The following is a 14,529-nucleotide window of genomic DNA, read 5'->3' as shown; positions in this document are numbered from 1 at the left end:
CTCTATCTCGGTACGCGCGGCAGGCGCAGGCCCATTTGGGCGATGAGCTCGCGCATGACTTCGTTGACGCCGCCGCCGAAGGTCACCACCAGGTTCTGCTTGGTGCGCCGGTCCAGCCACACCAGCAGCTCGGCCGTACCCGGATCGGCGGGGTCGCCGAAGCGGCCCACTATCTCCTCGGCCAGACGGCCCGCCTCCTGCAGCGCCTCGGTGGAGTACACCTTGGTCGCCGACGCATCGGCGATCACATCGGCCGGATCGGCGTCCGGGCGCTCCATATTGGAGGCCACCTGCCAGTTCAGCAGTTCGTTCAGGCGCACCATGGCGTGCAGGCGGCCCAGTGAGCGCCGCACCTCGGTATCACCCAGCACGCCCTGCTTCTGCGCCCATTCGCGCACCCGGGTGTAGAGCTGTTCGATCTTGCCGGACGGCCCCAGGCTGACCCGCTCGTGGTTGAGCTGGGTGGTGATGAGCCGCCAGCCCTTGTCCACCTCACCGACGACCATGCTCGCGGGCACGCGCACATTGTCGAAATAGGTGGCGTTGGTGTGGTGCGCGCCGTCGGCGGTGATGATCGGCGTCCAGGAGTATCCGGGATCCTTGGTGTCCACGATCAGGATCGTGATGCCGCGGTGCCGCGATTCCACCGTGCCGGTGCGCACGGCCAGCCAGATGTAATCGGCCTCGTGCGCCCCGGTGGTGAAGATCTTCTGCCCGTTGACGATCCAGTCGCCGTTGGCGTCCCGCACGGCGCTGGTGCGCAGCGCCGCCAGGTCGGTGCCGGCATCGGGTTCGGAATAGCCGATGGCGAAATGAATGTCACCGGTGAGGATTCCGGGCAAGAACTTCTGCTTCTGCTCCGGTGTGCCGAACGATTGCAGCGCCGGTCCGACGGTGAGCAGCGTGACCAGCGGAACGGGCACATCGGCCCGGACCGCCTCGTTGTAGAAGATCTGCTGCTCGAGCGGGCCGAAACCCTGCCCGCCGTACTCCTTCGGCCAGCCCACACCCAGCTTGCCGTCCGCGCCCATGCGCTTGACCACCGCGCGATAGGCGTCGCCGTGCCGGTTGACCAGCATCTCGTTCTCCTCTTCGGGAGTGACGAGACCGGAGAAGTACGAACGCAATTCGTCACGGAGGCGACGCTGCTCGGCGGTCAGTTCGATGAACATCTGGCTCCCAAACGGTCCAGCCGGAACGATTCGCCGCCCAACCAGCGCGCGATGTCCTTGGCCTGTGAGTAGTAGCGGTGCAGTGGATGGGTGATATCGACGCCCAGGCCACCGTGCAGGTGATGACACTTCTGCATGGCGGCGGGCAGCTCGGAGGCCACCGTGTACGCCAAAACATCCAAATCATCTTCGGTGCGCTCACTATGTTCGGCGTTGTTTTCCCCGTCCCGCGAGGAAGACACAGCCTGAGCGAGCGCCCAATTGGCGGAGACCGCGGCCGCGTGCAGGGTGCGCGAGGTGACGTACACATCGGCGATCTGCTGTGCGACGGCCTGGAATTCGGCCAGCGGACGGCCGAACTGCTCCCGGGTACGCACATGCTCGGCGGTCAGCGCCAGCACGCCCTTGAGCAGACCGTCCGCCACCGAGCCGATTCCGGCCAGCGCGAACCGATGCAGTTCGGCGATGCCGCCGGGCAGCAACTGCTCCGCGGGAATCTGCACCCCGTCGAAGCGCAGCGAAAACTCCGGCACGCCATCGGATGTCGGGCCGGCGGTCTTGGTGACGCCCGGCGCGTCACCGTCGACCACCGCGACACCGGCATTGGTCGGCACCAGGATCCAGCGCGCGGTATCGGCGTAGGGCACCGCCACCTTGTTGCCGGTAATGCGCACGGTGTCGCCATCGGCCACCGCGGCGGTCGTCGGCTTCACCACGAACGGCGAGCCCGCCTCGTGCAGTGCGGCGGTGAGCACCGCGCCTTCCGCGACGGCGGGAAATACCTTCTCCGCCAACGCATCCGGCACGCCGATCGCCAGCAACGGCAGGACGCCGAAGGCCAGCGTGCTCAGCGCCGGGATCTGCACCGCGTCGGTGGCGAGTTCGGTCAGCATGGCGGAAACCTCCAGCAGACCCATCTCGTCACCGCCGAAGCGCTCGGGTAGGGGCACGGCCAGCAGCCCGCTGCCGGAGAAGATCGGCCAGAGCGCGATATCGCGCGCGCTTTCACGCTCCAGCAAACTTACAACAACCTCGGCGACAGCATCTTGGCTCTCGTCCCGCGTGAAGTCCAATTCATTACTCCCGGTTGAGGTGTGGGCTAACCGTGCGATTCGCGCGGCAGTCCGAGAATTCGTTCACCGGCGACGGTCAACAGAATCTGCTCAGTACCGCCCGCAATGGACAAACAGCGTGTGAGCAGGAATTCTTTCACCACATCGGTTTCCATGGCACCCGCCGCGCCCGCCACTTCGACGGCAAATTCGGCGACCGCCTGCCGGTGTCTGACACCGACCAGCTTGCGTACGCTGCTCTGCGGACCCGGATCTCCTCCGGATAGCAGTTTCTGCGCCGCACGAGCATCCAGCAATGTTCCAGCTATGGATTCGGAGACGAGTCCTCCGAGTCGGTCCGCCACCAGTTCGGCACCCGGTCCCGAGGTCGGCGCGGCGGCGATCAACGCCTCCAGCTCGTCCCCGATTCCCTTGCCGCCCATGGCGACTCGCTCGGCGGAGAGCGTGGAGCGGGCGATCTTCCACCCGTTCTCCAGCTGCCCGACCAAGCAATCGTCCGGGACGAAGACGTCATCGAGGAAGACCTCGTTGAACCGCGCCTCACCGGTGATCTCGACCAGCGGCCGGATATCGATGCCCGCGCTCTTCATATCGACCAGGAAGTAGCTGATGCCCTTGTGCTTGGGTGCGGCCGGATCGGTGCGCGCCAGGCAGATGCCCCAGGTCGCCTTGTCCGCCAACGAGGTCCAGACCTTCTGACCGCGCAGCTTCCAGCCGCCCTCGACCCGCTCGGCCACCGTGCGCAGCGCGGCCAGATCGGATCCGGCCTCCGGCTCGGAGAAGAGCTGGCACCAGATGACCTCACCGGTCAGCGTCGGCCGCGCGTAGCGCTCGATCTGCTCGGGCGAACCCCATTGCAGCAGAGTGGGAATCGCCCAGTTGGCGATCGCCAACTCGGGCAGCGCGATACCGGCCTTGCGAATCTGGTCGTCGATCCAGGTGCGCTGGATCGGACCCGCGCCCCGGCCGTACGGCTTGGGCCAGTGCGAGGCCAGCAATCCGGAGGCGGCCAGCGCGGCGCGCTGCTCGGACTCCGAGAGTGCGGCGATCTTGGTCAGCTCGGCGGCCAGCACGGCCGCCTCGGCGGCATCCAAACCGACGGCGTCCCAATTGGGTTCGCCCGCGGAGCCACCGGAGGCGGCGCCCAGATCCAAACCCACGGTGCGGCGCACACCCCGCAATGTCAATTCGGTGACCCGGGCACGCCAGCGCGCGGAACCGCCCAGCAACTGCCGCATGGCACTCGCCCGGCGCAAATACAGATGCGCGTCGTGCTCCCAGGTGAAACCGATTCCACCCAGGACCTGAATGCAATCCTTGGCGTTCTCCACCGCGGCGTCCAGGGCAATGGACAGTGCGACCGCCGCGGCGAGCGGAAGTTCACCGGACTCGGCGTCCACGGCGGCGGCGGCATCGGCGGCCACCGCGCGAATCTGTTCGGCCCGGCACAGCATCCACGCGCAAATGTGTTTCACCGCTTGGAATTCGCCGATCTTGCGCCCGAATTGTTCACGCACCTTGGCGTATTCGGTCGCGGTCTCCAAACACCAGCCGGCAATACCGGCGGCCTCGGCGGCAATCAGCGTCGCGGCGATATCGAGGACCGAAAGCTTCGGTTCGAAAAGCCGGTCCGCGGCGACGGCAACCTCCGCGCATTCGACCCGGGCGAGCGGAACGGTGTGGTCCATGGCGGGCAGCGGCTCCACCCGCAAGCCCGCGGCATCGGCGTCGACGAGCGCCCACAGATGGCGCTCACCGTCGCGGACCGGCAGCAGCAGTGCGGTGCCCGGGGCGGCGCCGAGCACCGCGTCCCAGGCGCCGGACAGGCGGGCGCCGGATTCGTCGGACGTTATTGCGATTTCGCCCTCGAGCGCGACACCGCACGGCGTATCCTCGTCGAGCATCTCCCCGGCAACGAGGCCGGCAAGGGCCGTCGAGAGCACGGGACCGCCCACGAGATCATGCGCCGCCTGCTCCACCAGGACAGCGAGATCTCCGACGGAACAACCCGCTCCACCGGCCTCTTCCGGTACCGCGACCCGGAAAATTCCGAGATCGGCGAGGCGCGACCAGTATGCGCGCCAGAAATCCGACCCACCGGAACGCATTGTTGCAATTGGGCGCACCGACGCCGCCCATCCACGCATGGACTCCTGGACGGCTTTATGCTCGTCAGTGGTGGCTATGGTCACACTCCATACCGCCTTTCCGGGGTGACTTCCACTCCTAGAACATGTTCTAATGTTCGAGCCGGGCGTAAGTCAAGCGCCGCCCAAACGCGGTACGAACTCGAAGCCGGGATGAATCGAACGATTCGTGTAGGAAAGGACTTTCAACCGATGGCCAGTCCCTCCCGATCGCAGTCCGCCGAGGGGGCCACCCCGCCCGCAGGCACCGGGCGCACCGCGCCCGTGACGACCCTCAGCGAGGAGGACCTGAGCTCGGCGGCACAGCGCGACCGGCGCAAACGCATCCTCGACGCGACGCTGGCGCTGGCGTCCAAGGGCGGCTACGACGCGGTCCAGATGCGCGCGGTGGCCGAACGCGCCGATGTCGCGGTCGGGACCCTGTACCGGTACTTCCCGTCCAAGGTGCATCTGCTGGTCTCGGCCCTGGCCCGGGAATTCGAACAGCTCGAAGGCCGCCGCAAACCGCTGCCCGGCGGCGAACCACGCGAGCGCATGCACCTGGTGCTCACCCAGATCACCCGGGCCATGCAGCGCGATCCGCTGCTCACCGAGGCCATGACGCGAGCGTTCATGTTCGCCGACGCCTCCGCGGCCGCCGAGGTCGATCGGGTCGGCAAGGTGATGGACCGCTTCTTCGCCCGCGCGCTCTCGGACGAGACGCCCGATGAGCGTCAGCTCGCCATCGCCCGCGTCATCAGCGATGTGTGGCTGTCCAATCTGGTTGCGTGGCTGACCCGCCGGGCCTCGGCCACCGATGTGACCGAACGCCTGGAGCTGACCGTCGATCTGCTCATCGGCGACAAGTGAGGTTTCTCATCGTCTACTCCCACGCCTGGGAGTAGCACGCGGCGAACGCAATCCGGGCTTTCGCACGGATGCACCCGGGGCCGGTCGTCTTCTCGAGACGATCCGGCCCTTGTTCTTTCATCCACAACGTCGCTGTTCACAGGCGTCGAACCCGCTCTGCGCGAGCGGAAATCGGACATTTGGTGAACGGTGCGCGAGCGTCTTGTAAACGCTATGTATCACCGTCAGAACGAGCGGGCAATCATCACCCAGTAGAGTCACGCTCGCCCTGAAAAATCTCCTCCGATCACTAGGTTGGATGCGTGAGCGCACAGGATTTGCCACTGGAACTTCGCCGTGCGTTGGCGGCTGTCGCCCGAGTGCCACGGCTGCTGGTCGCTTCGGACTATGACGGGACTATCGCGCCCATCGTTTCCGACCCCGCGAAGGCCTATCCCCATCGGGAGTCCGTGAGCGCGTTGCGCGCGCTCTCCGGACTCACCGCCACCACCGCCGCAGTGATCTCGGGGCGAGCCCTGCGTGATCTCGCGGCCCTGTCCCGGCTGCCCGTCGAGGTGCAGTTGATCGGAAGTCACGGTTCGGAATTCGATGTCGGCTTCGTGCACGCCATCGACAACGACGCCAAACAACTGCTGCAGGAAGTGCAGTCGACCCTGAGCCAGATCGCTCAGGACAATCCCGGTGCGACCGTCGAGGTCAAACCGGCCAGCGTGGCATTGCACGTGCGCAATGCCAGCCCCGAAATCGGCCGTCGCGCAGTGGTTCAGGTCCGTCAGGGCCCGGCCAGCTGGGTCGGCGTGCAGACCACCGAGGGCAAGGAAGTCATCGAACTCGCGGTCGTCGAGACCGACAAGGGCGCGGCCCTGGATATCGTCCGCCATCAGCAGGGCGCCTCCGCCGCGGTCTTCATCGGTGACGACGTCACCGATGAGAAGGCCTTCAAACGCCTGTCCGGACCGGACGTGGGCATCAAGGTCGGCGACGGCGAAAGCCTCGCCAAGTACCGGGTATCGAGCACCGAGGACGTCTCCAAGGCCCTCGCATTCCTGCTCGAGGAGCGGCGCACCTGGTTGGCAGGAGCCTCCGCCCCTCGAATCGAACGGCTGACCATGCTGGCCAGCCCGCGATCCAAGGCCCTGGTCACCCCGGACGGCACCATCACCTGGCTGTGCCATCCCGAACCCGATTCCGCGGCGGTCTTCGCACACCTGCTCGGCGGACCGGGCGCGGGCCACTTCACCATTCAGCCCGAACGCGCCGGACTGCCGCTGTCGCAGCGCTATGTCGACGGCACCATGACCGTCGAAACCCGTTGGGCCAGTTTGTCGGTGGTGGACTACCTGCCGCACGACGTGGTGCCGGAGCGGACCGACCTGACCCGTGTCATCACCGGTGACGCCAAGGCGGTCATCACCTTCGCACCGCGACCGGAGTTCGGGCAGGTGCCGGTGCGCATCGTGCGCGACAGCGCCGGACTGCGGGTACAGGGCACCAATGATCCGCTCGTCCTGCGCTCCCCGGGCGTCGAGTGGGTCATCATCGACGAGGGCAATCATCACACCGCCCGCGCCGTGGTCGATCCTCGGCAGGGCCCGATCGTGCTCGAAATGCGCTGCGGCACCTCCGATCTCGCACCCTGCATGACCCCCGAACCGGACCGGCGGCGCGAAGCCGAACGGTACTGGGCGGACTGGGCCGCGACCCTGGAGCTGCCCCCGCTCAAGCCGGATCTCATGAAGCGCTCCGCGCTCACCCTGCGCGGACTCGTGCACGCCCCCTCCGGATCGATCCTGGCGGCGGCCACCACCTCGCTGCCCGAGGACATCGGGGGCGTGCGCAACTGGGATTACCGGTACTGCTGGCTGCGCGACGCCTCACTCACCGCGTCGGCGCTGGTATCGCTCGGTTCGGTCGGCGAGGCCGAGGAGCTGCTCGCCTGGGTGCACCGGGTGCTGGAGACCCTGCCCGGACCCGAGCGACTGCACCCGCTGTACACCCTCTACGGCGAAACCCTGCCGCCCGAGGCCGTCATCGACCAGCTGCCCGGCTACGCCGGATCACGGCCGGTGCGCGTCGGCAACGCGGCGAATATGCAGGTGCAGCTCGACGTCTTCGGACCCATTGTCGATCTGATCTCACAGCTCGCGCACGCCCGTGAGCGCAAGGGCGTCAGCGATCCGAAAAAGGCGCTGCCAGATGCGGATTGGGAGCTGGTGCACGCCATGGTCTCGGCCGTACAGCGGCGCTGGCGCGAACCCGACCACGGCATCTGGGAGATCCGCGGCAACCCGCGGCACCACGTGTACTCCAAGGTGATGGGCTGGCTCACCGCCGATCGGGCGATCACCCTCGCCCGCCAGTTCGACCGGACCATCGAACCCGGTTGGGAGAAGCTGCGGGACACCATCGCCAGCGAGGTCAAGGTCGAGGGCTGGAGCGAAGAGGTCCAGTCCTACACCGCCGCCTACGAGGGCACCGACCTCGACGCCGCCACCCTGCACATCGGGCTGAGCGGTCTCATTGATCCGTCGGATCCGCGTTTCGCCGCCACCGTCGTGGCGACCGAAGCCGAATTGCGCAGTGGCTCAACGGTGTACCGCTACCACCACGACGACGGTCTGCCCGGCGGCGAGGGCGGGTTCCACCTCTGCGCGGCCTGGCTGGTCGAGGCGTACCTGCTCATCGGCAAACGCGAGGACGCCGAGGCGCTCTTCGCGCAGCTCGTCGATGTGGCGGGTCCGACCGGTCTGCTGTCCGAGGAATATGACCCGGTCGCCGAACGCTCGCTCGGCAACCACCCGCAGGCCTACAGCCACCTCGGCCTGCTGCGCTGCGCCCAGCTGCTGAGCCAGCCGGTCGCGGCAATGACGTAAGCGGCTCAACAAAGCAATATCGGCCCCCGCGAACAGTGTTCGCGGGGGCCGAATGCGTTGGTGACAGGAGCCGAACCGCCCAGGCGATGCGGGGCCGAGTGCCGAGGCAGGGCGAGTCCGTCGGGGGGAGGGTGGGGGCAGGCCCCACGTGTCCCCCACCACACCAACCGGTCTGGGTTGGGTCGAAGCGGTCACTTGCGCTACCTTTTAATGGCAATCGTTTTCGTTTCTGTTAAGAGTGTTTCAGGAGTACCCCCGCGTGACCAGAAGCTTTGCCAAGGGATTCGCCGTGCTCGCCGCCGGACTAGCCACCGTCGCCACCCTGAGCGCCTGCGGATCCTCGAAGACCGATTCCGGGCTGACCATCGTCGCCTCCACCAATGTCTGGGGTGATATCGCCAAGCAGGTCGCGGGCCCCGACGCCAAGGTCGAATCCCTGATCAGCGATCCGGCCGCCGACCCGCACTCGTACGAGGTCACCGCCGTACAGGCCGCGCAGATCAGCGATGCCGACCTCATCGTCTACAACGGCGGCGGCTACGACGAATTCATCGACAAGGCCGTCTCGGGCAAGAACAAGCGCACCGTGAACGCGGTCGACATCGCCGGCCAGGACTCGCACGGCGAGACTCCGGCCGCGACCGGCCACGGGCACGATCACTCCGGCGGCAATGAGCACGTCTGGTACGACGCGCATATCGTCGGCCACGTCGCCGAGCACATCGCCGAAACCCTCGGCGCGATCGATCCGGACCACAAACAGGGCTACGCCGATCGCGCGGCCGCCTTCACCGCCCAGTTGAGCGGGATCGAGGCCATTACCGCCAAGATCGCCGCCGAGCATCCGAACCAGCCGATCGTGCAGACCGAACCGCTCGCCTACTACATGCTGTTCGACGCCAAGGCCGACGACCGCACCCCGCACGCCTTCCAGGAGGCCGTCGAACAGGGCACCGACCCCTCCCCCGCCGATGTGGCGGCGGTCCGGGATCTGCTGTCCGGCAAGCAGGTTCGCGCCCTGGTCTACAACATCCAGACCGAGGACAAGACCACCAAGGATATGAGGGCCATCGCCCAGTCCGCCGGTATCGCGGTCGTCGAGATCACCGAAACCCTGCCGCAGGGCCTGGATTACGTGCAGTGGATGACCCGCAACGCCCAATCCCTGGCCACCGCGCTCGCCTAGGCGTCGCCATGTCCGCCGCCGCAGCTCAGACCACCCCCGTCGCGCAACCCGCGCGCGGGGGCTCTCCCACCTCCGCAGCCGGGAGCAGCACCATGAATACCGAATCCGCGCTCGAAACCTGCCCCACCGCACCGGAATCCGGCTGCCCGGTGACCGGCGGCGTGCCCACCGAGACGCCCACTCCGGCCCCGCGCGTCGTCACGCCCGCCGTGCGACTGGCGAACGCGCGACTGGCCTACGGTGACCGAACCCTGTGGCAGGGACTGGATCTCGAGGTCGCGCCCGGAGAATTCATCGCGGTGCTGGGCCCCAACGGATCCGGTAAGACCTCGCTGCTGAAAATGCTGCTGGGCCAGGTCGGACTGTCGGAGGGCACCGCCGAGATCGCGGGTTCTCCCGCGCGCCTTGGCAATTCGGACATCGGGTACGTACCGCAGCAGAAGACCATGGACGCGGGCGTGCAATTGCGCGGCGTCGACCTGGTCGGCCTCGGCGTCGACGGCCACCGCTGGGGTCTCGGCTTCCGGGGACGCAGGGAGCGCAAACGCAAAGTGGCGCAGGCGATCGCGGATGTCGGCGCGGAGAAATACGCCTTTGCGCCCATCGACGCCCTCTCCGGCGGCGAACAGCAGCGATTGCGCGTGGCCCAGGCGCTGGCGGGCGATCCGCGCGTACTGCTCTGCGATGAGCCGCTGCTCTCGCTCGACCTGGCCAACCAACGGCTGGTCTCCGAACTCATCGATAAGCGGCGGCGCACCCACGACACCGCCGTGCTGTTCGTGACCCACGAGATCAATCCCATTCTGCCGCTGGTGGATCGGGTCCTCTACCTGGTCGACGGCAAATTCCGCATCGGCACTCCCGACGAGGTCATGACCTCCGAGGTGCTGTCCGAGCTGTACCGCACCGAGGTCGACGTCCTGCGCGTGCGCGGCCGCCTGGTGGTCGTCGGCACCGGCGACGTCATGGACGCGCTCGGCGAAGCGGGCGGCCACTGCCACGGCGGCGATGAGCACAGTCGCCCGAAGACGAGCGGTCGCGGTGACAACCAGACCGGTCGAGGCCGACGAACCGGCATTGCGGGCAGCGGTCGAAGCGATGCCGGCGCCGGCACCCCCGACGCGACCGGCGACGACACAAGCGCGACCCACGGCAGCACGAGCGCGGCTGGCGGCGGCACGAGCGCGGTCCGCGGCAACACAAGCGCGACCCACGGCAACACGAGCGCGACCCACGGCAACACGAGCGCGGCTGGCGGCAACACGAGCGCGGCTGGCGGCGACATGAGCGCGACCCACGGCAACACGAGCGCAGTCCGCGGCGGCACCGCCGCAGCGGTCGACGGGGATCAAACCGGCGAATCGGGTGGAGCGCGCGCATGATCGACAAACTCTCCGGCGTCTTCTCCAAGATGTTCGACTTCTCCACCACCGCACACCTTTTGGGCTATGACTTCGTACAGCAGGCGGTCCTGGCCGCCGCGCTGCTCGGACTGCTCGCCGGTGCCATCGGACCGCTCATCATCAGTCGGCAGATGTCCTTCGCCGTGCACGGCACCAGTGAGCTGTCGCTGACCGGCGCGGCGGCGGCACTGCTGGCCGGGGTCGGCGTCGGGTTCGGGGCCATTGCCGGATCGGTGGTGGCGGCGGTGCTGTTCGGGGTGCTGGGTTCGCGTGCCCGCGAACGGGATTCGGTGATCGCCGTGGTGCTCTCGTTCGGCCTCGGCCTGTCCGTGCTGTTCCTGTGGCTGGGCCCCGAGCGCGCGGGTTCGAAATTCTCGCTACTCACCGGACAGGTGGTGAGCGTCGGCTACAACGGCCTCACCCTGTTGGCCACCTGCACCGTCGGCGTCCTGATCGTGCTGGCCGCGGTCTACCGGCCGCTGCTGTTCGCCAGCTCCGATCCGGAAGTCGCTGTGGCGCGCGGGGTTCCGGTGCGCGCGCTCGCCATCGTGTTCGCCGTGCTGCTGGGCATCACCGCCGCGTTCGGCGTGCAGATCGTCGGCGCGCTGCTGGTGCTCGCGCTGCTCATCACCCCGGCGGCGGCCGCCGCGCAGATCACCGCGAGTCCGGTGCGCGCCACGATTCTCGCGATCGTCTTCGCCGAGACGGCCGCGGTGGGCGGCATTCTGCTGTCGCTGGCACCCGGCGTCCCGGTCTCGACCTTCGTCACCGCGATCTCGTTCACCATCTACCTGGTGTGCCGGGTCATCGGCTCCCGCACCAGAACCCGCCGCCGCGCACTGGTGGCCGCCTGAGAAACGGTGAATCCCGGCCAAAAGCATGCCGGGATGACGGGTACGAGTTGCCGGGATGACGGGGCACGATCTACCGGAATGACAGGGCACGATCTACCGGAATGACGGGGCACGATCTACCGGAATGACAGGGCACGATCTACCGGAATGACAGGGGACGGTCTTCCAGGATTATCGGTGCGATCTGCCGGGATGACGCGCCGAGTCGCCGGATAACGGGGTGGGTTGCCGGGATGACGGGGTGCGATCTGCCGCATGAGGGGCGGCGGATCGTGTCGCGAACGGGGCCTGAGGGCGGTGGCTACTCAATCGCTGCCGCCATCAGGTCCCGTTGGTCTTGGACCCCCTACGCGGAGCCGCCTTCGCCCGCGAGGGCGAACAAGCCGTCCGCGGTCTGCTCGATGAGGCCGTCGACCAGTAGGGAGTCCAGGGCGCGATCGCGTTGGCCCACGTCACGGGTCCAGGCCATATCCAGGCGAATTCGCTCCACCGGGCCGCTCGCGTCGCGCAGCACATCGAGCAGCCGCCCGCGGGCCTGGCGGTCGGTGCCCTCGTATTTCTGTGTGCGGCGCACGATTTCCGACGCCGGTCGGCCCGCCGTGATCCAGGCGCAGGACGGCAGCGGGCAGCGTTCGCAGTCGGGGGTGCGGGCGGTGCAGATGGTCGCGCCCAACTCCATGAGCGCCGCCGAGAAGACCGCGGCACGATCGATGCGGGCGGGCAACAGCGCCTCGGTTTCGCCGAGATCGCGGGCGGCCGGATTGCCCGCCTCCGCGCGACCGTGCACCGCCCGCGCCACCACGCGCCGAACATTGGTGTCCACCACCGGAACTCGCTGACCGTAGGCGAAACAGGCCACCGCGCGGGCGGTGTAGGCGCCGATGCCGGGCAGGCTCAGCAGCACGTCCACATCCGCGGGCACCTCATCGCCGTGCTCTTCGGCGAGCACGCGCGCGCATTCGTGCAGGCGCAGCGCCCGGCGCGGATAACCGAGTTTGCCCCAGGCGCGCAGTACCTCGCCCTGTGGGGCGGCGGCCATGGCCGAGGGCACCGGCCAGCGCGCCACCCACTCGCGCCAAATCGGTTCCACCCGCACCACGGGGGTCTGCTGGAGCATGATCTCGCTCATCAGAATCTGCCAGGCGGTCACGCCGGGGCGGCGCCACGGCAGATCCCGGGCGGTCTCCCGGTACCAGTCGATCAGAGTGTCGCTGTCCACTGTCATATCACGCTCACAGTCCTTCGATCCCGCACCAGCTCACCCCTTCCGCGACCGCCCCGCCAGCGGCCGGTTGCCGGACCGTAACGTCCCGGACTCGCCAGTAACCGCTGCCGTATGGAGAATGAGACACATGCCGCAAACCAACCCGATCAGCGCCTGGAAGGCCCTCCGCGAAGGCAATGAACGCTTCGTCAACGGCACGTTGCAGCATCCTAGCCAGGGAGCCGCCGATCGAGCCAAGCTAGTCAGTGGCCAGCAACCCGGCGCGATCCTGTTCGGCTGCGGCGATTCCCGCGTGGCCGCCGAGATCATTTTCGACCAGGGCCTCGGCGATATGTTCGTCGTGCGCACCGCCGGTCACGTCGTGGACTCCTCGGTGCTGGGCTCCATCGAATACGGCGTGGAGGTGCTGCACGTACCGCTCATCGTGGTCCTCGGCCACGACAGCTGCGGGGCCGTGCGCGCCACCATCGACGCCCTGGACCACGGCAATGTGCCGGGCGGATTCATTCGCAGTGTGGTCGAGCGGGTCACGCCCTCCATTCTCATCGGCCGCCGCGAGGGGCTGAGCGAGGTCGACGAACTGGAGGCCCGGCACGTCGAGGAGACCGCCCGCCTGCTCATGCAACGCTCGATGATCATCTCCCAGCGCGTGGCGACCGGTGAATGCGCCATCGCGTGTGTCACCTACAACCTCGCCGAGGGCCAGATCGAACTGCACCGCGTGATCGGCAATATCGGCGAGGTCGCCTAGCCGCATCGCGTCGAGATCCCTTGTGCCCGCTGTGGATACGGCGGGCACACCCATTCCCGAGCAGGCTGGTCGGTCGCCCGGGCGGCGAAATGTACCTGGCCCATAGGCTCTTTCACCACCGACACGCCGAGACCCTGCGGGGGACACACCCGACGCTGCCCTTACCGTTGTCAGCGTGCTGGAACCGAATGGACCACTGCCACCGGAAATCTACTGGCGCCGTCGCCTGGTCGCGATCGGCGCGATCGCGGTCGCCCTGCTACTGGTGCTCTGGGTGGCCTTCGCGCTGCTGCGCAGCGGCGGCGGCGAGGAGAAGAAGGCCGATGCCAAGGCGCCCACCTCCGCCCCCGGCGCGACCAACAAACCCGCCGGGAGCTCCTCGGGCGCACCCGATTCGGGTTCGGCGAAACCGTCGGCCCCGGTCAGCGGCAGCGCGGCGCCCGTCGCCGGTTCGGCCCAGTGCTCGGATCAGTCCCTGGCCGTGAAGGTGAATGTCGGGCAGCCCACCTACAAGACCGGTGAGCAGCCGATCTTCGGCATCGTCATCACCAATATCTCCAGCGCGGCGTGTGAGCGCGATATGGGTTCGGGGCTGCAACTGGTCTCGGTGCAGTCGCTGGACGGTCAGCGCCGGCTCTGGGCCAGCACCGACTGCTACCCGGACGGCACACCCGATATGCGCACCCTGATGCCCGGCCAGCAGGCGGCCTTCACTGTCACCTGGTCCGGGGCCACCTCGCAGCCCGGCTGCGCCGGCGAGCGCGTCCCCGTGCCCGCGGGCCCCTACACCGTTGTGGCCCAATTGGGTTCGGTGCGCAGCGCACCGGAGCCCTTCAATATCGCCTGATCAGCACCGAAGGCATCGCCTGATCGAGCACTGAAGATCGCGTAAGAGCGCACTCGCCAACGTTTTTCAGCACGAAGGCCGGACCCGCCGGGTCCGGCCTTCGCCGTTGGCGCGGTGGGACCGGCCTTCGCCGCCCGCACGGTGGGACC

The 14,529-nt window shown here is 67.8% G+C and carries 10 protein-coding genes and 1 pseudogene; 7 read left to right on the top strand and 4 right to left on the bottom strand.

The window, feature by feature from the left end:
- Positions 1 to 2: 2 nt before the first annotated feature.
- From NA10_RS17600 to NA10_RS17590, 3 genes are read right to left on the bottom strand one after another with little or no spacing between them, the layout of a single operon-like run.
- The gene (locus tag NA10_RS17600) at positions 3 to 1,172 is read right to left on the bottom strand and encodes an acyl-CoA dehydrogenase family protein (protein WP_067569077.1); all 1,170 of its coding nucleotides are present in this window, start codon (positions 1,170 to 1,172) and stop codon (positions 3 to 5) included.
- Positions 1,157 to 2,245 (bottom strand): acyl-CoA dehydrogenase family protein, encoded by a 1,089-nt coding sequence (locus NA10_RS17595; protein WP_067569075.1) that lies wholly within the window; start codon positions 2,243 to 2,245, stop codon positions 1,157 to 1,159. The genes NA10_RS17600 and NA10_RS17595 overlap by 16 nt, the downstream gene beginning before the upstream one ends.
- 26 nt (positions 2,246 to 2,271) lie before the next feature.
- Entirely contained in the window at positions 2,272 to 4,437 is a 2,166-nt protein-coding gene (locus NA10_RS17590) for an acyl-CoA dehydrogenase family protein (protein WP_067569072.1), read from the bottom strand.
- 147 nt (positions 4,438 to 4,584) lie between these two features.
- Here NA10_RS17590 and kstR point away from each other — a divergent pair, with 147 nt between their 5' ends.
- The 5 genes and pseudogenes from kstR to NA10_RS17565 all read left to right on the top strand — a co-directional run bounded on the left by kstR (position 4,585) and on the right by NA10_RS17565 (position 11,557).
- Positions 4,585 to 5,241: a cholesterol catabolism transcriptional regulator KstR gene (kstR, locus tag NA10_RS17585; RefSeq protein WP_067569070.1), complete on the top strand. Its 657-nt coding sequence runs from the start codon at positions 4,585 to 4,587 to the stop codon at positions 5,239 to 5,241.
- Positions 5,242 to 5,543: 302 nt separating this feature from the next.
- Entirely contained in the window at positions 5,544 to 8,114 is a 2,571-nt protein-coding gene (otsB, locus tag NA10_RS17580; protein WP_067569068.1) for a trehalose-phosphatase, read from the top strand.
- A 259-nt stretch (positions 8,115 to 8,373) separates the two neighbouring features.
- Positions 8,374 to 9,300 carry a metal ABC transporter solute-binding protein, Zn/Mn family gene (locus NA10_RS17575; protein WP_067569065.1) on the top strand — a complete coding sequence of 309 codons (927 nt, stop codon included), beginning with the start codon at positions 8,374 to 8,376 and terminating at the stop codon, positions 9,298 to 9,300.
- 92 nt (positions 9,301 to 9,392) lie between these two features.
- Positions 9,393 to 10,316, top strand: a pseudogene (locus NA10_RS17570) (metal ABC transporter ATP-binding protein); the annotation flags it as partial.
- 362 nt (positions 10,317 to 10,678) lie between these two features.
- Entirely contained in the window at positions 10,679 to 11,557 is an 879-nt protein-coding gene (locus NA10_RS17565) for a metal ABC transporter permease (RefSeq protein WP_067569061.1), read from the top strand.
- A 346-nt stretch (positions 11,558 to 11,903) separates the two neighbouring features.
- Here NA10_RS17565 and NA10_RS17560 read toward each other — a convergent pair whose 3' ends face one another.
- Positions 11,904 to 12,782, bottom strand: a complete 879-nt coding sequence (locus NA10_RS17560; RefSeq protein ID WP_067569059.1) for an HhH-GPD family protein — start codon at positions 12,780 to 12,782, stop codon at positions 11,904 to 11,906.
- A gap of 127 nt (positions 12,783 to 12,909) precedes the next feature.
- Here NA10_RS17560 and NA10_RS17555 point away from each other — a divergent pair, with 127 nt between their 5' ends.
- Together NA10_RS17555 and NA10_RS17550 are read left to right on the top strand one after the other, a co-directional pair.
- A complete protein-coding gene (locus NA10_RS17555) occupies positions 12,910 to 13,533 on the top strand; it encodes a carbonic anhydrase (RefSeq protein WP_067569057.1) in 624 nt (207 codons plus the stop codon).
- Positions 13,534 to 13,708: 175 nt separating this feature from the next.
- Positions 13,709 to 14,380 carry a hypothetical protein gene (locus NA10_RS17550; protein WP_067569055.1) on the top strand — a complete coding sequence of 224 codons (672 nt, stop codon included), beginning with the start codon at positions 13,709 to 13,711 and terminating at the stop codon, positions 14,378 to 14,380.
- The last annotated feature ends 149 nt before the right edge of the window (positions 14,381 to 14,529 follow it).

It is taken from the genome of Nocardia acidivorans NBRC 108247 (assembly GCF_001625085.1).
Classification (GTDB): Bacteria; Actinomycetota; Actinomycetes; order Mycobacteriales; family Mycobacteriaceae; genus Nocardia; species Nocardia acidivorans.
The sequence above is the reverse complement of the archived record's forward strand: the minus strand, read 5'-3'. Positions and strand labels throughout refer to the sequence as shown.